Origin of the sequence: Paenibacillus plantarum, assembly GCF_013141695.1 — a bacterium.
In the GTDB taxonomy this organism is placed as follows: Bacteria; Bacillota; Bacilli; order Paenibacillales; family NBRC-103111; genus Paenibacillus_E; species Paenibacillus_E plantarum.
In genome coordinates this window covers 178,534-196,085 of sequence record NZ_WHNY01000040.1, presented here as the reverse complement: position 1 = coordinate 196,085, position 17,552 = coordinate 178,534, and the positions used below count along the sequence as shown (strand labels likewise).

Genomic DNA, 17,552 nt, shown 5'->3' with positions numbered 1-17,552 from the left:
TAAGTAGTGAGCGAAGAGAAACAGAAAGTTAAGCCATTTCTGATGTTTGAGGGCCGGGCTGAGGAAGCAATGAATTTCTATACCTCGCTATTTGATCAGTCTGAGATCGTCAATATTGAGCGCTACGGTCCTCAAGGACCTGGACCTGAAGGAAGTGTTGTGAAAGCAACGTTCTCTATTCATGGGCAACAAATGATGTGTAGTGACAGTCCGGTTAAGCATGCTTTTACCTTTACACCTTCGATATCCTTGTTTGTGACGTGCGATACGGTCGAGGAAATTAATCGTGTGTTTGAAACGTTGTCGCAAGACGGCAAAGTCTATATGGGCTTAGATAAGTACCCTTTTAGTGAAAGATTCGGTTGGGTAGGGGATCGCTTCGGTGTAACTTGGCAGTTGAGTCTTGAGAAATAGTTTACCTTTACTTATATATGAAATCAGTAGTGAAAACCACTTTCCAACTATGGAAGGTGGTTTTTGTGTTATATAAGATAACATTAATCGGGAGACATATAGTGCTTTTAACCAAGCGATTCCCTACATTATTAGTTTTTTCTACTAACGACATCCATTTACCCATGTAATATAATAAGAAACAACAGATAGATTGATAAATGATGTTATGAAAAATAACACGAATAAAGAGGTGTCGTATGGAGACCAACCTGGAATCTAATCCTCATGAGCTTTTACTGGAAGCTAAGAAATTGGTCAAACGCTTCGGAGAGTTAGTCGCGAGCAACGAGGTTGATCTTCAAGTTATAACAGGGGAAGTGCATGCTATTCTAGGTGAAAATGGGGCCGGAAAGAGTACCTTAATGAAAATGATATCTGGCGTGTACGGTGTAGACGAGGGGACGATCAAGTGGCTTGGTGAAGAAGTTCAACTCCATCCGCCAGCGAAAGCTAAGGCTCAGGGGATCGGCATGGTTTACCAAGATTTTCGCCTCGTACCCGCGCTAAGCGTACTTGAGAACATTGCCTTAGCCATCACGGAAAAGGGTATCTTTATGAATCGCACGAAAATACGTCAGCAAATTATTGACGTTTCAACACACTATGGTATTTCTGTTGATCCGGATGCTTGGGTGTGGCAGTTGGATCTAGGGGAACGGCAACGCGTAGAAATTCTCAAAGTGCTGTTGATGAAGGGAACGCGGCTGATTATTTTTGATGAACCTACAAGTGTATTAACGCCTATTGAGGTCGATGCGTTCTTGCAAATGTTGGATCGCTTACGCAAGGATCAGTACGCTGTTTTATTAATCACACATAAAATTAATGAGGTTATGGCCATAGCGGATCGCGTAACTGTGCTTCGTCATGGGGCCGTGCATTTTACAGCAACCAAAGCAGTGAACTTTACAGGAGATCAGCTTGTAGCCAGTATGATGGGGACGAAGCAGCTTGTAGAGTTGGAAAGACGGACCCCTTACAAGGCTTTAGATCAGAAGCTTGAGCATGCGCTGCAAGCACATCAGATGACGATTCAAGATGATCATGGTCAGAAGATCGTGGATGGGATGGATATGTCCATTGCGAAAGGAAAGATTGTGGGCATTGCTGGCATCTCAGGAAATGGTCAAAAAGAACTGATTGAGGTGCTTTTTGGTCTGAGAGCACCCACATCAGGCTCGATCATGGTAAACGGCATCAACCTTACGCATGCGCCTGTCAAAGCCTATATCGACGCAGGCATGGCCCTAGTCTCTGAAGATCCATTGACGGATTCCGTCATTACTGGCTTTACCATTCTCGAGCATATGGTACTTGCTGGACTGCCCATGAAGCCTAGGGGGTTGGGGATGGATTGGTCATATATTCGCGAACAGCTTCAAGGTAGAAAAGAAGTACAGGTGCTCGGGCTAGCAGATCCTTCGAGGCGGGCTGACCGGTTATCGGGAGGGAATGTGCAGCGAATGATCTTGTCGAGAGCACTATTGAAAGAGCCTAGTATACTTCTGGTCAGCTATCCAAGTCGTGGGTTGGATATTGGAACGACACGCTCAATTCAGAATATGTTGATTGATCTCGCGGATAAAGGGGCTGCGATACTGTTGATTTCGGAAGATCTTGGAGAATTGTTCGCACTTTCGGATGAGCTGCTTGTGTTATCCAATGCGAAGCTGCATGGGCCGTTTATACCTTCGGAAACCGATGCCTATACGATAGGTCAAATCATGTTGAAGGGGGAGACGGCATGAGTGTGATTTTGCCTCTGGAACAACGATCCGTAAAGCCCAAATGGGGAGTTATTCTTACTCCCGCGCTGGTGGTCATCACACCGCTTCTAGCTTTTGCGATATTTCTACTTGCTTCAGGTGTTAATCCCATCACGATGTATGGCACGATGCTTCGTTCGACATTCGGTGATATGTATGGGTTTGGGGAAGTGGTGATCAAAGCCACACCGTTCATTCTAACAGCTCTCGCAGCAGCACTGCCCGCGAAGGCGGGGATGATTAATGTAGGCGGTGAAGGCCAGTTAGCCATAGGCGCTCTCACTGTTACCGCAGTTGGTGTGTACCTGTTGCCTTCCGTTCCCGGGTGGATTGGCGTCCCCATCCTCGTTATCGTTGGCGCACTAGGCGGCGCATGTTGGGCTGCGATTGCTGCTGTTGGCAAAGTGAAAGGTAAAATGAATGAAACCATCACAACGTTGCTTTTGAATTATGTGGCTTACTTCACGATTGGCTTCTTCGTACATAGTCTCCTCAAGGATCCTGCCTCTTTCAATTGGCCTTTCTCCAAAGAACTCGCCGGACAACTTCGTTTACTTACGTTCTCAAGCTCCAGCCGCGTACATGTTGGTATCGGTCTCGCATTCATCCTAGCAGCTGTCGTCTGGTTCCTCATTACCCATACCCGTTTAGGTTTCCAAATTCGTGTCGTCGGTGGTAATGTCCTGGCAGCCAAGCGTGCTGGGTTACAAGATACGAGCATCCAGTTCTGGGTTTTAATCGCTGCGGGGGCTTTGGCAGGTATTGCAGGCATGATTGAAATTACCGGAATTGAAGGACGGCTTCGCCCGACCACAGGTATGAATTATGGCTATTTAGGCTTCTTGGCCTCATGGATGGCATGGAATCACCCGTTATGGCTGGTTGCGACTTCTTTTATCATCGGAATGATCAGTGTTGCCGGGAACTCGCTTGAAATGAATAGTGGACTGCCAGCCTCCTCCGTGCAGATCCTTATGGCTTTTGTCCTATTCGCTATTCTAGCCGTCGGCAGGAGGAAGCAAGCATGAACGTCGTAGATATCGGTACTGGAGCTATCCGAGCAGGAACATCTGTGCTTTATGCTAGCTTAGGCGAATTGATTGCGGAGAGAGCAGGTGTCGTTAACCTTGGAACGGAGGGTTCCATGTTAGGCGGTGCGTTGGGAGCTTTTGCAGTCACCGTATGGAGTGGGAATCCGTGGCTGGGAGCATTAGCAGGTGGGCTCTTTGGCGCCCTACTTGCACTCATTCACGCCTTTCTGGTTATCTCTCGCAAAGCCAATGCGTTAGCCAGCGGATTAACCGTCATGTTCTTCGCGATCGGCTTAACTTCCTTCTTGGGGCGGGGCTTCGTGAACAAACAAATCAATGGCTTCGAGCCCATTGCAATTCCATTCCTATCCAAAATCCCTTTCGTAGGACCGCTGTTATTCCAGCATGATGGATTAACGTACATCTCGATACTTCTCGTACCTACACTTTGGTTTCTAATTTTCAAAACAAGGATTGGGGTTATTCTTCGGGCAACCGGTGAACGGGAGGAAGTCGTCTTCACCTATGGTTTCTCACCTAAATTAATTCGGTATTGTGCGGTGATGGCAGGTGGCTTTCTTGCAGGGATAGGCGGTGCTCAGCTGTCTACAGCCTACACGCATACCTGGGTTGAAAATATGACCCAAGGAAAAGGGATCGTAGCCGTTGCCCTCGTAATTTTCGCAGCCTGGAGGCCGGCCAAAGCACTATTGGGAGCTTATCTATTTGGTGGAGCGCAAGCTTTGCAGCTCGTTATACAACAACAAGGGTATGATATTTCTCCATTTCTGTTATTCATGACACCTTATGTGATTACGTTGGTTGCGTTGTATTTGGTAGCTCGCAAGCAGCGAAGTCAGATGCCTGAAGGCTTGTCCAAAGTTTTCACAGGTGCAGGGGGTGGTTGAGTAGGAAGAGAGTCGGGAGAACGTTTGGATTAGATAAAAAAATAGGATAGTGGAGGTCTTTAACCATGCGATTCATTGGGAAAAAGTTGAGACTCATTGCTAGTTCACTCATTGTATCAGTGTCCCTTGCGGCCTGTAGTTCAACTTCCTCGCCTGCTTCTACAACAGTGAGCGGTGGAGCGGCAGGCACAGGAGGGAAGGCGGTTGGCTTTATCTTCGTTGGCGCGAAAGATGATTACGGCTACAATCAAGCGGCTTATATTGGCAGTCAAGGTGTAGAGAAAGCTTTTCCTGATTTAAAGGTGCTGCGCAGCGAAAATGTCCCCGAAACCGCAGAAGCTGAGCGCGTAATGGAAGAGATGATACGGAATGGAGCTAAAATTATATTTCCAACTTCGTATGGTCATTTAGATCCTGCTTTGAATGTAGCGAAGCGTCATCCAGATGTGCTGTTCATCATCAAGGTGGTTTGAAAACAGCTGCTAATTTAGGAACCTACTTTGGTACGATCTGGGAGCCGGTCTATTTAGCAGGGATTGCTGCTGGCAAAATGTCCAAATCCGGCAAGTTGGGGTATATCGTTTCTGTGCCGATTCCTCAGGTGTTGCTAAACGTTAACGCCTTCGAGCTTGGTGCCAAATCGGTTAATCCAAGTGCGACTACGACTGTTGTATTTACGGGCAGTTGGTGCGATCCTGCGCAGCAAGCGAATGCAGCGAACAGTATGATTGATCAGGGCATCGATGTGCTGTCGCAGCATCAGGATTGTACGAAAACAGTGATAGAAACAGCGGAAAGACGCGGTGCGCTCTCTGTTGGCTATCATGCAGAAGCCTCCGTTCTCGCTCCTAAAGGCTGGATTACAGGCTCGATATGGAATTGGTCCGATCTCTATGTGGATATGGTGAAAACGGGCATAGCAGGTACGTTTAAAGGCAGTAAATATGATGGGAAATATCGCGGACAACTCAAAGATAATGTCGTTCAGTTGACCTCTTACGGCAGTGCGGTGGCTGATGATGTGAAGAAGCTCGTGGACAAAGGCAAAGCGGATCTAGTCGCTGGCACGCTGAATCCATTCAATGGACCTGTCAAAGATCAAAAGGGTGCTGTCAAAATTGAAGCGGGAGCTAAGCTTGAGCTGGATAAACTCGAAGCGACGGATTATTTCGTTGAGGGTGTTATCGGCAGTATTCCTAAATAATCTAGCGAAATATGAGCAAGGAGTTGATCCCATGAACATTGAAGCCGTACCGTACGCGTGGCCCTATGATAATGAGCTGATTCCAGCGAAAATGGCCCTTCTCATCATTGATATGCAGATTGATTTCTGTGGAAAAGGTGGGTATGTAGATCGTATGGGATACGATCTTTCATTGACAGCACGAACGATTGAGCCGATCAAAAGGCTGCTGGCTGAAGTGCGTGCTATACCTGGTTTCACGGTTATTCATACGAGAGAGGGCCATCGGCCTGATCTCTCGGATTTACCGGCGAATAAGCGCTGGCGAAGCAAGCAAATTGGCGCGGAAATCGGTTCGTCAGGACCGGCAGGAAGAATCCTCATTCGAGGTGAACCTGGGTGGCAAATCATTGAGGAACTTGCTCCGATTGACGGCGAGTTGATCATTGATAAACCGGGCAAAGGGAGCTTCTATGCCACGGATTTGGATTTGCTTTTACGTACCAAAGGCATTACGCACCTCATCTTAACAGGAATTACGACGGATGTGTGTGTACATACAACGATGCGAGATGCCAATGATCGAGGATATGAATGCTTGTTAATTTCGGACTGTACAGGTGCAACTGACCCTGGGAATCATGAGGCTGCTTTAAAAATGATTACGATGCAAGGTGGCGTGTTTGGTGCTGTTGCGCACTCTGAACAGGTGATAGAGGTTCTGAGAAGATTGTGAATGTTGTGGGGTAACACTAATTGCTCACCGCTAAGGAAACAAAGGCAAGTACGAAGATGCAATCATGAATGGAGGATGTCAATGCTAGCACGAGAAACAACCGTTTTACGAGGTGAACCATTACCATGGACACCGATTGCGGCACATCCGGAACTCTACCACAGGGAAATTATGGATGCAGCACTCGCGGATGCTTTAGGCGTTCGAGTTAGCTCCATCTTATGGGAGCGGATTGGTGTTGGCGGTCAGGTGCTGCCGCACTACCATGATGTCGTGGAAGTCATTCATATCACTGTCGGTAAGGTGAAACTGCTGTGTAACGGTGAGTGGGTCAGCTATCAGGCTGGTGATACATTTCATGTTCCAGCGCTAACGATTCATTCTGTAGCCAATGATGATACGCAACCGACGGAGCAAATCAGCATCTTCTTACCCGCAGATGCGAATGTGCCGAGCAATAGCTTTTTTCAAACCTATCTTGTGGATGCGACAGTCTACGGACATCCGAAAGCTTCAGAAGCGAAGCCGAATGTCTGAGAATGTGAAGCTTACAGCCAAGCCATTCCACTTCCAATGCGACAAGCGCACCACTGCGCTTGTCGTTATTGACATGCAGAATGACTTTTGCTCACCGGGCGGGTTCGGTGAGCTGCTGGGAAATGATATTTCCCAGACACGGGCCATCATTCCGAAGCTGCAGCAGGTGCTGGCAGCTTGTCGCGAACATGGCGTGCTGGTCGTGCACACCCGAGAGGGGCATCTGCCCGACCTCTCGGATTGTCCGCCGACGAAGCTGCGGCGCAGCCAGCTTCAAGGGGCAGGCATCGGCGACGCGGGGCCGATGGGGCGTATACTCGTGCGCGGCGAGCGCGGGCACGAGATTGTTAGTGAGCTCGCGCCCGCCGAGGGCGAGCTCGTCATTGATAAGTCCGGTAAAGGGGCCTTTTACCGGACAGAGCTTGATGCGCTGCTGCAGGCGCGGGGCATCGCATCGCTTGTGCTGACGGGCGTGACTACGCACGTCTGTGTACATACGACGCTTCGCGAAGCGAACGATCGCGGGTATGAGTGTCTCGTCCTGGAGGACGGGACAGCGGCTTTTGACCCCGCGGACCAGGAGGCCGCGATCCGTATGGTGCACCAGCAGGGCGGCATTTTCGGCTGGGTCGGCTGGGCTGATGATTGGATTGCGGCGTTGAATCACGATAAAGTTATATAAAGGAGGCCGATTACGATGAGTGTGCAGCAAGCGGGACATGGGTTAATCTGCCGAGATTTGCTTGGTATGCCGCATCTAGCTGGCTCCAAGGTGCTTGCTGGTCGTCTTGGATTAGAAACGGCAGTCATACGTGTCAACGTCATGGAAGTTCCCGATGTGATTGACTGGGTCATGCCAGGCGAATTTCTGATCTCAACGGGATATCCTTTTCGTGATGACCCGAGCGCTTTCGCAGAGTTGATTCCTCAACTTGTGGAGAAGGGGGGCGCTGCGTTAGGGATCAAAACAAAACGGTTTCTGGATGAAATTCCACCGCGCGTGCTTGAAGTGGCCGAGCGATACCAATTTCCAATCATAGAGTTGCCGCCAGGTACGGTTTTCTCGGAGGTTGTGCGTGAAGTCATGGAACGTGTCCTCGTGCATGAAGCTGCCCAGCTGGCCCTCTTGCAGCGGCGATTTCAACGATTTTCAGAGCTGCTTTTGGAAGGGAAAGGATTAGAAGATCTGTTAGCCTATGTCGAAGAGGAGCTTGCGAACCCGATCTTATTACTAAGCTCAGTCGGTAAACTTCACGTATCTCGTTCAACAGCGCAGCTCGCGCAAGAAATGGGTTTGAATAAGCGATTGACGCTGGAACAGCTGCAGCAAAATAGCAAACAAGGTATGCATTCGCTCAAGATCAGGGAGCGGGAAGTAAAAATAACGGTAACGAAGATCAAAGAACAGATTGGCGCTGAATCCTTCCTTCTGCTGCTGGAATGGCACCAGGAATTATCTCCGATAGACACCTTGACGCTAGAACGGGTAGGGGTGCTGATTCATTTGGAGATGATGAACATTTACGCCAGACGAGAAGTGGAAGCGAAATATATTGATCAGTTTCTACAAGACTGGCTCGTTGGTCGTATAGGTACGCGAAGAGACTTGGATTTGCGTGCGGAAGCATGCGGATGCCCGATTGATCATCATGGCAATTTCCATGTTGTCCTCGTTCGATGGCTGTCAGCAGCTCCAAACGCGCTCCAGCTCAAGCGAATTGTACAACAATTGCGCCAACAAGAATCGCTGCGCAGCCGTGATTTGCTATATTCGATCATCGATGATCGATTAGTTGTGTTGTTAAACTCAGAGATAAGTCTACAGGAAAAAGAGCTTAAACAACGATTAAGGGCGGCCTTGCAGGAAGTGCACAGCACACACTCCCCGTTTTCATTCTCCTTTTGCCTAGGAAAAATGGTGAAATCCGCCGAGCAAGTGAACGACAGCTATCTGCAAGCAGTTAATGTATATACGATTAGTCAGATTTACGGCATGGAGCAGGAGTGGATTAGCTACGATGACTTAGGGATTTATAAAATCTTGTACCTGCTCCCGCACGGACGTGAGTTAACGAAATTTCGAGAAGAGTGGATTGCTCCTCTGGAAACGTACGATTGGAAGCACCAAAGCGCGTTGATTCACACGCTCTTGACGTATTTCGAACAACACGAGAATGTTCGTAAAACTGCGCAAAAGCTGTATACACATCACAATACGGTCATATATCGCTTGGAAAGAGTGAAAGAACTGCTCGGTGTGGATCTGCAAGATGCAGATGATCGGTTACAATTGCAAATTGCTTTGAAGCTCTATGCCATGGAAAATGGCTTTCTTGAGAGTGGTCGTGAGACGCTCGAAAACCAGAGTTCATTGGCAGTAATTGATTAGCTAAAATTCGATATCGGTTAGCAATTGTTTGCATTTTGTCGAAACATGCGGTATGTTAGAAACTAACCAAATAAGAAAACCACGGGGGCTTGAGAAGTCAGGCTGAGATTGTGACCGTCATTGTCACTAACCGTTTATCTGATCTGGGTAATGCCAGCGTAGAGATCTCATATAAATGCACATCCAACGATTGTTTCGTTTGGACATATCATTTTCTACACATGGCGCTCCCGGATAACGGGGGCTTTTTCTTATGGTTATATAGAGATAAGAGGAGAGGGAAACCAAGTATGAAATGGAACAAAATTGCACCACTTATGCTAGTCAGCTTTACTGTGTTAATGGCAGGCTGCGGTAATGATTCAGCGAAGTCAGTTCAACCGACAGAGGGAGCCAAAAAGCTAACCGATGTGAAAGTTGTCCTTGACTGGACGCCAAATACGAATCACACGGGGCTGTATGTCGCGAAGGATCAAGGATTTTTTGAGCAAGAGGGCTTAAACGTGCAAATCATTGCCCCTGGCGAAGGTGGAGCGGATACGATGATCGCTTCTGGCGCAGCAGAGTTTGGTGTGAGCTATCAAGAAAGCATTACGCAAGGCCGAATTCAAGGCGTACCATTAGTATCGATTGCTGCAGTTATTCAACATAATACATCTGGCTTTGCTTCACCGGTCGCGAAGAATATCAAAACACCGAAGGATTTCGAGAACAAATCGTATGGCGGTTGGGGTGCTCCTTCAGAAAGTGCCATGATTGAATCCTTGATGCAATCGGAAAAGGCTGATGCCACGAAAGTGAAAATGGTTAATATCGGCGATGCGGATTATTTTACAGCGGTCAAACGCGATATTGATTTCGCATGGATTTACTATGCTTGGACAGGTGTTGATGCGGAATTGCGTGGTGAGCCAATGAACATGATTTATTTGAACAAATATTCGGATAAACTGGATTATTATACGCCGGTATTGGCGACAAATGAGAAGATGATCTCAACGAAGCCAGAAATCGTTAAAGCGTTCGTTGCTGCAGCGTCCAAAGGCTATCAATTCGCTATTTCCAAACCGGAAGATGCGGCGAATATCTTGATTAAAGCCGTCCCGGATCTGGATCCTAAACTGGTCGTCGCTAGTCAAAAATGGTTAAGCCCACGCTATCAGGATGATGCTGCGCGTTGGGGTGAGCAAAAGAAATCCGTATGGGAAAACTACGCCACGTGGATGTTGGATCACAAGCTTTTAGAGAAAAAGCTGGATGTGGATGCAGCCTTCACGAATACATTTTTACCTGGAAGCACGAAATAATTCCGATTCCGAAAAGAGGAGAATTCCAATGGCTAATGCACTTGTTAGTATTCAAATTATACCGAAAACAGTGAATGGTGAAGACGTCATTCCATATGTAGACCGTGCAATCGAAGTGATTGCAAAGTCAGGTGTTAAATACTTCGTATCTCCGCTGGAAACGACGATGGAAGGGGAATTGGATCAACTCCTTCTCATTATTCAAGATATGAATACAGCGATGATTGACATGGGAAGCCCGAACGTCATTTCTCAGGTGAAAATTTACTTCAATCCGTCGGGAGCCTCGATGGACAAGTTAACGGAGAAGTACAGATAATGAACATCCATCGCTGGATCAAAGCAGGATGGCCGCCACTTGTGGTAGTCATCCTTCTGTTGTTTATTTGGCAGCTTGCTGTCACATGGGGAGGAACCGCAGATTGGCTGCTTCCGAGCCCGCTCAAAATATGGCGAGACGGTACCACAGATATGCCGCGCGTGTGGATGCATATGTGGGCTACCATACGTTTGATGTGCATTGGTTTTAGTGTGGGAGCCATTGGTGGTGTTCTAGTTGCCAGTGTGCTGCATAGGCTTCCTTTTGTTAAGGCAGGTTTCTATCCGCTGCTAATTTTATCCCAAAATATCCCGGTCATCGCACTGGGGCCGCTGTTAATTATTCTATTTGGTTTTGGCCTTTTACCTAAACTTATATTGATTTCACTTGTTTGTTTCTTCCCTGTGACGATGTCAACGCTAGATGGCTTTATGCAGACGGATCGCAGCATGTACAACTACATGCAAATGATTGGTGCATCAAAACGCCAAATTTTCTATAAATTAGAGCTGCCTCATGCACTGCCGTTTCTGTTCACGGGACTCAAAATATCAGCTACTTATAGTGTAATGGGAGCTGTTATTGCCGAATGGCTAGGCGGAAATGTAGGGCTTGGCTATTATATGATCTTACAAAAATCTGCCTTCCGTGCGGATCGGGAATTTGTGGCAATTGGAATCATTGTGATTCTAAGTTTACTCTTTTTCTGGCTGATCGCAGGGCTTGAGAAGCTCATCATTCGTTGGAACGTCAAACGTTCTTCGTAAGAGAGGAGGAGCTGTGACTATGAGCAAATTAAAGCTTTCTGGGATTCACCATGTGTTTCCAAATAAAAAGGGGCACGTTTCGGTGCTTGCTGATATTCATTTTCATGTTGAGCAAGGTGAATTTGTATCCATCATTGGACCTTCTGGCAGCGGTAAAAGTACTCTATTCCATATCATTGGTGGGCTCGTTCAGCCGACGTCTGGTGAAGTTTGGTTAGATGACGAGAAGGTGACGGGGAAAAAAGGACTTATTTCTTACATGCCACAACAACCGGCGTTGTTTCCATGGCGCTCCATAGAGGAAAATGTAGCACTCGGGCAGGAAGTGGCAGGGGAGTCGTGTACTTCAGCGATCGCCAAAGCCAGAGAATGGCTGCCCAAAGTTGGTTTAGGCGGCTATGAACGGGAACTTCCACATGTCTTGTCAGGTGGCATGCAGCAGCGTGTTTCTTTCCTGCGAGCCTTGTTAAGCCCGCAGGAGCTTATGTGCTTAGATGAGCCTTTCGGCTCCTTAGATGCGTTAACACGGCTGGATATGCAGGCGTGGCTCATTAACATTTGGGAGCAAAATAAACGATCCATTTTATTCGTCACCCATAGTATCGAGGAGGCGCTCTTTCTGTCTGATCGTATCTATGTGCTCTCCAATAAGCCTGCGAGTATCTTGGAAGAGCTGAAGGTGCCATTTGCAAGACCACGTCAGGAAGCGATCATGCAGGAACCAGCGTTTATAGCACTAAGACAGCATATTCAAGGGCTGTTGCGACAGGAGAAAACAAATGATGTCAGCCATTGATGCGCATATCCATCTCGATATGTATGACGAAGAGATAGCGAAGACGATTATTGCAGAGCTGGATGCTTCACAGGTGCAGGCCTTGATCGCGGTATCCAGACATTTGGATTCTTGTAAAGCTACAAAGCAATTGAAGTCACTTGCTCCAGATCGTATCTTTGCGGCTTACGGGTTTCATCCAGAGCAGGAACTGCCCACGGAAACGAAGTTGCAGGCATTAATCGATTGGATGACTGAGCATGCAAGTGATATGATCGCAGTAGGTGAGATTGGACTTCCGTATTACACGCGACACGAAGTAGAAGAGGCTGGCAAGCCATTTGACGTAGCACCTTATATTCAACTTCTGGAGCGCTTCTTACAGCTTGCTGCCCAGTGGGATAAACCTGTTGTGCTTCATGCGGTGTATGAGGATGCAAAGATTGTATGTGATCTACTAGTGAAGTACGGGCTCAAGAGGGCACATTTCCATTGGTTTAAAGGATCTGACGAAACTGTGGAGCGTATGATAGCCGCTGGATATTATATATCTATCACGCCTGATGTTCTCTACGAAGAAGAAATAAGAACTCTCGTTCGCAACTACCCTTTGGAGCTCATGATGGTGGAGACAGATGGACCTTGGCCATTTGAAGGACCCTTCGCGGGTGAAGAGACACATCCTCGGATGATTCACGCAGTGATTGAACAAATCGCTGAGTTGAAAGGGAAATCCGCGCAAGAGACGACAGTTATTTTACTCCAAAACACTTACCAGTTCTACCAGTTGTCCTGAGGCCTGAATAATCCAACTGGACAAGTGTTCGTATTCGCTCTATAATGAAAGAGAACACATGTTCGATATTTGGATGAGGTGAAAGAATAACATGACAAACCGATGCGGTTGGGTTAACGAAGACCCTTTATATCAAGATTACCATGATCATGAATGGGGAGTTCCCGTGCATGATGATCGCGTCTTGTTTGAGATGCTGAACTTGGAAGGCGCTCAAGCTGGTTTAAGCTGGTATACGATTTTGAAGAAGAGAGATAACTATCGGGAAGCTTTCGATGGCTTTGATCCGCACGTGATTGTGAATTATGATGAGGCGAAGCTGCAGGATTTACTACAAAATCCCGGCATCGTGCGCAATCGTTTGAAAATAGCTTCCGTTGTTGGGAATGCGAAGGCTTTTCTTAAAGTCCAACAAGAGTTCGGCACGTTTGATTCGTACATTTGGAGCTTCGTAGGTGGCGAACCCATTAAGAATAACTGGGAAGATAGTCGCCAATTGCCTGCTCGAACGGACATCTCAGATCGTATGAGTAAAGACTTAAAGAAGCGCGGGTTCAAATTCGTCGGTTCGACGATTTGTTATGCTTACATGCAAGCAGTGGGCATGGTAAATGATCATAGCCAAGCTTGCTTCCGCTATCACAACGAATAACTTGAAGTAAACATAAGGCCATCTGAAGGACGAAGTGTCCGAATCAGATGGCCTTATTGTGCTTCAATTGGCATGTTGGAGTTGTTTTTCTATTAAATTGGCCTTGATCATATAAATCCGTTTGCGAATGTAGAAATCATAAACAGCGCCAGTAAGTTCCTTTGGTTTAATGCGGTTGTTCGTGTCGTTATCTATGATTGTCACCGATCCGTCGTCATAAAACTTGAACGTGTAATCGGCATAATAAGTGTGTGCTTCGTCAAGCATGTCATCGATCTGTGCAGGCAAAAGATGGTCAGTGTCACACAATGCCTTCTGATACCAATAATCTCTCTCGATAAAACGAAAATTGTGACTTGGGTTCATCATGTTAACAACCTCCTCATCTAATTAGAACATTTGTTCTTGTTTTCATTATAACAAACAAGTGTTCGTAATGGAAGAGGAATCTCTGAAAAAAAGGAAATATTTTCATAGAATTAACATAGAAAAAGCCACCAATCGCTAAGATTGATGGCTCTGACTGATAACAATATGTTCGGTAATGGAAATTCCGTGTAAACGGCCCGTTTCGATAAAGATCTCGTTCGCATCATATTTGGAAGAAGCGACCACACCTGCGACATATAAACCGGGAATGTTCGTCTCCATGGTCTCTGGGTTGACCAACGGTGCGTTCGTTTCTTCATGAAACTGAACGCCAATATCCGTAAGTAGGAACCGATCCGGGCGAAAACCAGTTAAGGCTAGTACGAAGTCATTCTCCAGAGTGACGTGTTCGCTTCCTTTTCGCACTTGAACCGTATGTTCGTCTATTTGTTCTACCTGAGCGTCGAACCACATTCGGATGCGTCCTTTATTCACCATGCTTTCAAATAAGGGACGGACCCACGGTTTAATATTGGCCGAGAAATCTTTCCCGCGATAGACGACAGTCACATCAGCACCAACGCGGAGCAAATCCATCGCAGCATCCACAGCTGAATTGTTTCCTCCGATAATCGCGACCTTCGCCCCGGCATAAGGGTGTGCTTCTTTGTAGTAATGCGTTGTTTTCGGAAGCTCTTCACCAGGAATCCCCAGCATGTTCGGATGATCGAAATAACCGGTTGCGACAACGACTTTCAGCGTATCATAAGTGGCTTTATTGCCAAATTGATCAGATGTGTGAACCTTGAATCCAATTTCCAGTTGTTCAATCCGAACCGCTTCTTCATAAGATCGCATGCGCAGCTGTTCACGTCGGGCGACTTCACGATAGTAAACCAGCGCCTCTTGGCGGTAAGGTTTATCATGCGGAGTCGTAAAGGAGTAACCGCCAATTTCTAACAATTCCGGTGTACTGAAAAATTGCAAATACGTAGGATATAAATAAATAGCATTCACGATACAGCTTTTCTCTATAAGTAATGGCGACAGACCAGCGCGCCCTAAGGCAACAGCTGCCGATAATCCGCAAGGACCCGCACCAATAACAATGACTTGTTCCAACGTAGCAACCTCCTCCAATGCATGCTTCTTCATCTATAGTAGCGCACGAGGTGGGAGATGCCAAGTTTGATTACCCGTGAAAATAAGTCGAAATAGCGAAAATAGAGCAGCCACCAGCTCCTGAAGAGGACTTGGAAGAACTGCTCTACCGTAAGAAGTCGACTATTTTTGGTTTAGTTGCTCTTCTTCATTTGCTTCACTAATATCGTCTTTCGCAAGATTGATGGAAGATGTGCTAGGCGCGTTTTCTAACGTATCATTCACGAAAGCCATATCTTGATTCTCCGCATTCATATTCGTAGTACCTGGGTAGTTGTCTTCATGTTTCTTATTTTCCACCATATAAGAGCACTTCCTTTTCTTCTGATTTAGAGTACTTGGTTAATGTGTTCGAAAGAGAAGGATATTATTCCCTTTTTAATACATGGAGAGGCAGGAGTGAGAGTCCATATAGTTCCTTGCGGCAAAATCCGCTATAATAAGCGAAGATGGTATGGAAAAGGAGAGAAAAACGGATGAATACATCAAACATTAAACATATGGTTGTTTTCAAGCTGCATGCAGGCAAAAATAACGCAAATGCCGAGCAATTCCTAAAAATCAGCGCTGAGGAGCTAACAACAATACCTGGTGTTGAGCAATTTGAAGTGCTGCGCCAAGTCAGTGTTAAAGCAGATTACGACTATGGTTTCTCTATGGTTTTTGCAGATCAAGCTGCTTATGAAGCTTATAATAATCACCCTGTACATACCCAGTATGTGGCTGAGCGTTGGATGAAAGAAGTTAGCTCCTTCCAAGAAATCGATTTTCAAATTTTCGAGTAATAGGAGGGTCGTCTGGATGAAAGTATTGAAATTACCTAAGGAAGAAAAGGACGCCCTAATTAGTGATTTGCAGGAACATTTAGATGTAGAGCTTGGGGTAACGGTAGGTCAAATTGCAGCAGAGCAATTGATCGACTACATGCTTCAGCAGCTTACCGCACCTATTTATAATCTAGCCATCGAGGATGCACTTAAAGGTGTCAGAGACCGAATGGCAGTCCTTGAGGACGATCTTTATGCGATGAAAGTAACCAAGCTTACTCGGAGATAATGTCCATTGACTCGTGTGAGTGCCTGATTGGAGTGGGAAATGGAATGAAGAAGTCGGAAGAGCATTTTGATGTGTTTGATGCGAAAAGGAATTGGCTTGGCGTGGCGCCTCGCTCCGAGGTTCATGCCAAGGGGCTATGGCATCAGACCTTCCAATGCTGGATTGTCAGCATGGAAGAGAACGTACCGAAGCTTCTGCTTCAGTTAAGGCATCCTGACAAAGATCTGTTCCCAGATTTACTGGATATCTCTTGTGCGGGGCATCTAGCTGCTAGTGAAACTGTCGCAGAGGGGACTAGGGAGCTAGAGGAAGAGTTAGGGCTCTCAGTGGTTTTCGAGGATTTAATCCCCTGTGGCGTATTTGCGGAGGAGGATCTGATTTCGGACAAGCTGATTGATCGTGAGTTCTGTCATGTTTTCCTCTATCGCTGTGATCAAACGTTGCGGAGCTATGAGCTCCAACCGGATGAGGTAACGGGACTATTTGCTGTGACTGTCTCAAATTTTAAACAACTTGTTAGCGGTGAACTTGCGGAAATTACGGCGAATGGTTTCAAAATGGGAAGTAACGGCGAGTACGCTGATGTCGCGTGGTCGATTTCATTGAAGGAAATTGTTCCTCATCCTACGGCGTATTTTGAACTTCTTTTTCAGAAGATGGGGGAGCATGGTTGGGATTGAGGTTGTTAAGAGTGATGGCGTGAGTGAAGAAGTGAAGGAAGACATGAAGTGGAACATGAAGATATGTACGAACGAAAGAATGAAAGAATGAAAAGAACCGATCAGTTAATCTGATCGGTTCTCGTAGTGCGCAGCATTTTTTAGACGAAATAGGCATTCGCTACGTAGACATACGCGATGTAGCACACGATGGAGAGGCCAATGCAGGTGATTCCCCATGCAATTTTTTGCTTAAACAAGAGCAAGAATCCAGCGCTGAAGGCGGATCCCATGACAAGCATTGAAATAAAAGTTAGTACACCCATGGAAATGTATCTCCTTACCCTTTGTTTACGTAATCACGAACCATATCCTCAGTAACAAGGGAACGGAGTGGAGAAATACCTTTTTGGGCATGGGCGATAATTTGGGCCGTAACCGCGTTGATGGCATCAACGTTAAAAGGCAGCCCGCGTTTGCACAGATCGACAGCCGCGTCAATGGCGTGCTCTCGCTGCGCATCAAGCTCAGCAAATCGAACGAGATGCAAATGCTGTGCATTCGAATGTTTGGAAATCGCTTCATGTACATTCATGTTAAAGTTCTCCTTTAGTGACTAGATTGTCTTCTAGTATACACGATTGAAAAGCGAAGGAACAGGTTTCCAAACAGAAAACAGATGAAC

General features: G+C 46.6%; 24 protein-coding genes. 19 read left to right on the top strand and 5 right to left on the bottom strand.

Annotated elements, in window-relative coordinates; genetic code table 11:
• Positions 1-6: 6 nt before the first annotated feature.
• The 16 genes from GC096_RS13115 (at position 7) to GC096_RS13045 (ending at position 13,622) form a co-directional block, all read left to right on the top strand.
• Positions 7-414, top strand: coding sequence for a VOC family protein (locus GC096_RS13115; protein ID WP_171630664.1), 408 nt, complete (start codon positions 7-9; stop codon positions 412-414).
• Positions 415-653: 239 nt separating this feature from the next.
• Entirely contained in the window at positions 654-2,204 is a 1,551-nt protein-coding gene (locus GC096_RS13110) for an ABC transporter ATP-binding protein (RefSeq protein WP_171630663.1), read from the top strand.
• A complete protein-coding gene (locus GC096_RS13105) occupies positions 2,201-3,250 on the top strand; it encodes an ABC transporter permease (RefSeq protein WP_171630662.1) in 1,050 nt (349 codons plus the stop codon). The genes GC096_RS13110 and GC096_RS13105 overlap by 4 nt, the downstream gene beginning before the upstream one ends.
• Positions 3,247-4,161, top strand: coding sequence for an ABC transporter permease (locus GC096_RS13100; RefSeq protein ID WP_171630661.1), 915 nt, complete (start codon positions 3,247-3,249; stop codon positions 4,159-4,161). The genes GC096_RS13105 and GC096_RS13100 overlap by 4 nt, the downstream gene beginning before the upstream one ends.
• 65 nt (positions 4,162-4,226) lie before the next feature.
• Entirely contained in the window at positions 4,227-4,634 is a 408-nt protein-coding gene (locus GC096_RS39085) for a BMP family ABC transporter substrate-binding protein (protein ID WP_216626110.1), read from the top strand.
• On the top strand, positions 4,631-5,365 hold the full coding sequence (locus tag GC096_RS39080) for a BMP family ABC transporter substrate-binding protein (RefSeq protein WP_216626109.1): 735 nt from the start codon (positions 4,631-4,633) through the stop codon (positions 5,363-5,365). The genes GC096_RS39085 and GC096_RS39080 overlap by 4 nt, the downstream gene beginning before the upstream one ends.
• Before the next feature lie 31 nt (positions 5,366-5,396).
• Complete coding sequence (gene biuH / locus GC096_RS13090; protein WP_171630660.1) at positions 5,397-6,080, top strand: biuret amidohydrolase; 684 nt, start codon at positions 5,397-5,399, stop codon at positions 6,078-6,080.
• Positions 6,081-6,161: 81 nt separating this feature from the next.
• Positions 6,162-6,617, top strand: a complete 456-nt coding sequence (locus GC096_RS13085; protein ID WP_171630659.1) for a cupin domain-containing protein — start codon at positions 6,162-6,164, stop codon at positions 6,615-6,617.
• On the top strand, positions 6,610-7,299 hold the full coding sequence (locus GC096_RS13080; RefSeq protein ID WP_171630658.1) for a cysteine hydrolase family protein: 690 nt from the start codon (positions 6,610-6,612) through the stop codon (positions 7,297-7,299). The genes GC096_RS13085 and GC096_RS13080 overlap by 8 nt, the downstream gene beginning before the upstream one ends.
• A gap of 15 nt (positions 7,300-7,314) precedes the next feature.
• Positions 7,315-9,006: a PucR family transcriptional regulator gene (locus tag GC096_RS13075; RefSeq protein WP_171630657.1), complete on the top strand. Its 1,692-nt coding sequence runs from the start codon at positions 7,315-7,317 to the stop codon at positions 9,004-9,006.
• Between the two features lie 290 nt (positions 9,007-9,296).
• A complete protein-coding gene (locus tag GC096_RS13070; RefSeq protein ID WP_171630656.1) occupies positions 9,297-10,313 on the top strand; it encodes an ABC transporter substrate-binding protein in 1,017 nt (338 codons plus the stop codon).
• Between the two features lie 28 nt (positions 10,314-10,341).
• Entirely contained in the window at positions 10,342-10,632 is a 291-nt protein-coding gene (locus tag GC096_RS13065) for a thiamine-binding protein (RefSeq protein WP_056621187.1), read from the top strand.
• On the top strand, positions 10,632-11,399 hold the full coding sequence (locus GC096_RS13060) for an ABC transporter permease (protein ID WP_171630655.1): 768 nt from the start codon (positions 10,632-10,634) through the stop codon (positions 11,397-11,399). Before GC096_RS13065 ends, GC096_RS13060 begins: the two co-directional genes overlap by 1 nt.
• Before the next feature lie 19 nt (positions 11,400-11,418).
• Positions 11,419-12,195 (top strand): ABC transporter ATP-binding protein, encoded by a 777-nt coding sequence (locus tag GC096_RS13055; protein WP_171630654.1) that lies wholly within the window; start codon positions 11,419-11,421, stop codon positions 12,193-12,195.
• A complete protein-coding gene (locus GC096_RS13050; RefSeq protein ID WP_171630653.1) occupies positions 12,179-12,970 on the top strand; it encodes a TatD family hydrolase in 792 nt (263 codons plus the stop codon). The genes GC096_RS13055 and GC096_RS13050 overlap by 17 nt, the downstream gene beginning before the upstream one ends.
• A 91-nt stretch (positions 12,971-13,061) precedes the next feature.
• The gene (locus tag GC096_RS13045; protein WP_171630652.1) at positions 13,062-13,622 is read left to right on the top strand and encodes a DNA-3-methyladenine glycosylase I; all 561 of its coding nucleotides are present in this window, start codon (positions 13,062-13,064) and stop codon (positions 13,620-13,622) included.
• A 63-nt stretch (positions 13,623-13,685) separates the two neighbouring features.
• On the opposite strand, the gene GC096_RS13040 is transcribed toward GC096_RS13045, so the two are convergent.
• From GC096_RS13040 to GC096_RS13030, 3 genes are all read right to left on the bottom strand, one after another.
• A complete protein-coding gene (locus GC096_RS13040) occupies positions 13,686-13,991 on the bottom strand; it encodes a hypothetical protein (RefSeq protein WP_235549908.1) in 306 nt (101 codons plus the stop codon).
• A 135-nt stretch (positions 13,992-14,126) separates the two neighbouring features.
• Positions 14,127-15,113 (bottom strand): YpdA family putative bacillithiol disulfide reductase, encoded by a 987-nt coding sequence (locus GC096_RS13035; protein WP_171630651.1) that lies wholly within the window; start codon positions 15,111-15,113, stop codon positions 14,127-14,129.
• 162 nt (positions 15,114-15,275) lie between these two features.
• A complete protein-coding gene (locus GC096_RS13030) occupies positions 15,276-15,455 on the bottom strand; it encodes a hypothetical protein (RefSeq protein ID WP_171630650.1) in 180 nt (59 codons plus the stop codon).
• 173 nt (positions 15,456-15,628) lie between these two features.
• Between GC096_RS13030 and GC096_RS13025 the strand changes: the two genes are divergently transcribed.
• Genes GC096_RS13025 through GC096_RS13015 form a run of 3 tightly spaced genes read left to right on the top strand, consistent with a single transcriptional unit; the run spans position 15,629 to position 16,888 of the window.
• A complete protein-coding gene (locus tag GC096_RS13025) occupies positions 15,629-15,937 on the top strand; it encodes a Dabb family protein (RefSeq protein ID WP_171630649.1) in 309 nt (102 codons plus the stop codon).
• A gap of 16 nt (positions 15,938-15,953) precedes the next feature.
• Entirely contained in the window at positions 15,954-16,208 is a 255-nt protein-coding gene (locus GC096_RS13020; RefSeq protein ID WP_171630648.1) for a DUF2164 domain-containing protein, read from the top strand.
• Between the two features lie 44 nt (positions 16,209-16,252).
• On the top strand, positions 16,253-16,888 hold the full coding sequence (locus GC096_RS13015) for an NUDIX hydrolase (RefSeq protein WP_171630647.1): 636 nt from the start codon (positions 16,253-16,255) through the stop codon (positions 16,886-16,888).
• 140 nt (positions 16,889-17,028) lie between these two features.
• On the opposite strand, the gene GC096_RS13010 is transcribed toward GC096_RS13015, so the two are convergent.
• Together GC096_RS13010 and GC096_RS13005 are read right to left on the bottom strand one after the other, a co-directional pair.
• Positions 17,029-17,193 (bottom strand): hypothetical protein, encoded by a 165-nt coding sequence (locus GC096_RS13010; RefSeq protein ID WP_171630646.1) that lies wholly within the window; start codon positions 17,191-17,193, stop codon positions 17,029-17,031.
• Between the two features lie 14 nt (positions 17,194-17,207).
• Positions 17,208-17,462 (bottom strand): YpbS family protein, encoded by a 255-nt coding sequence (locus GC096_RS13005; RefSeq protein ID WP_056621204.1) that lies wholly within the window; start codon positions 17,460-17,462, stop codon positions 17,208-17,210.
• Positions 17,463-17,552 lie beyond the last annotated feature (90 nt).

Bases quoted from the DNA above. Each gene is read 5' to 3' on its own strand.
- GC096_RS13080 (WP_171630658.1), top strand. From the start codon at position 6,610: ATGTCTGAGAATGTGAAGCTTACAGCCAAGCCATTCCACTTCCAATGC.
- GC096_RS13025 (WP_171630649.1), top strand. From the start codon at position 15,629: ATGAATACATCAAACATTAAACATATGGTTGTTTTCAAGCTGCATGCA.
- GC096_RS13030 (WP_171630650.1), bottom strand. From the start codon at position 15,455: ATGGTGGAAAATAAGAAACATGAAGACAACTACCCAGGTACTACGAAT.
- GC096_RS13100 (WP_171630661.1), top strand. From the start codon at position 3,247: ATGAACGTCGTAGATATCGGTACTGGAGCTATCCGAGCAGGAACATCT.
- GC096_RS13055 (WP_171630654.1), top strand. From the start codon at position 11,419: ATGAGCAAATTAAAGCTTTCTGGGATTCACCATGTGTTTCCAAATAAA.
- GC096_RS13085 (WP_171630659.1), top strand. From the start codon at position 6,162: ATGCTAGCACGAGAAACAACCGTTTTACGAGGTGAACCATTACCATGG.
- GC096_RS13020 (WP_171630648.1), top strand. From the start codon at position 15,954: ATGAAAGTATTGAAATTACCTAAGGAAGAAAAGGACGCCCTAATTAGT.
- GC096_RS13040 (WP_235549908.1), bottom strand. From the start codon at position 13,991: ATGATGAACCCAAGTCACAATTTTCGTTTTATCGAGAGAGATTATTGG.
- GC096_RS39085 (WP_216626110.1), top strand. From the start codon at position 4,227: ATGCGATTCATTGGGAAAAAGTTGAGACTCATTGCTAGTTCACTCATT.
- GC096_RS13050 (WP_171630653.1), top strand. From the start codon at position 12,179: ATGATGTCAGCCATTGATGCGCATATCCATCTCGATATGTATGACGAA.
- GC096_RS13065 (WP_056621187.1), top strand. From the start codon at position 10,342: ATGGCTAATGCACTTGTTAGTATTCAAATTATACCGAAAACAGTGAAT.
- GC096_RS13105 (WP_171630662.1), top strand. From the start codon at position 2,201: ATGAGTGTGATTTTGCCTCTGGAACAACGATCCGTAAAGCCCAAATGG.
- biuH (WP_171630660.1), top strand. From the start codon at position 5,397: ATGAACATTGAAGCCGTACCGTACGCGTGGCCCTATGATAATGAGCTG.
- GC096_RS13075 (WP_171630657.1), top strand. From the start codon at position 7,315: ATGAGTGTGCAGCAAGCGGGACATGGGTTAATCTGCCGAGATTTGCTT.
- GC096_RS13010 (WP_171630646.1), bottom strand. From the start codon at position 17,193: ATGGGTGTACTAACTTTTATTTCAATGCTTGTCATGGGATCCGCCTTC.
- GC096_RS13005 (WP_056621204.1), bottom strand. From the start codon at position 17,462: ATGAATGTACATGAAGCGATTTCCAAACATTCGAATGCACAGCATTTG.
- GC096_RS13015 (WP_171630647.1), top strand. From the start codon at position 16,253: ATGAAGAAGTCGGAAGAGCATTTTGATGTGTTTGATGCGAAAAGGAAT.
- GC096_RS13070 (WP_171630656.1), top strand. From the start codon at position 9,297: ATGAAATGGAACAAAATTGCACCACTTATGCTAGTCAGCTTTACTGTG.
- GC096_RS13045 (WP_171630652.1), top strand. From the start codon at position 13,062: ATGACAAACCGATGCGGTTGGGTTAACGAAGACCCTTTATATCAAGAT.
- GC096_RS13110 (WP_171630663.1), top strand. From the start codon at position 654: ATGGAGACCAACCTGGAATCTAATCCTCATGAGCTTTTACTGGAAGCT.
- GC096_RS13060 (WP_171630655.1), top strand. From the start codon at position 10,632: ATGAACATCCATCGCTGGATCAAAGCAGGATGGCCGCCACTTGTGGTA.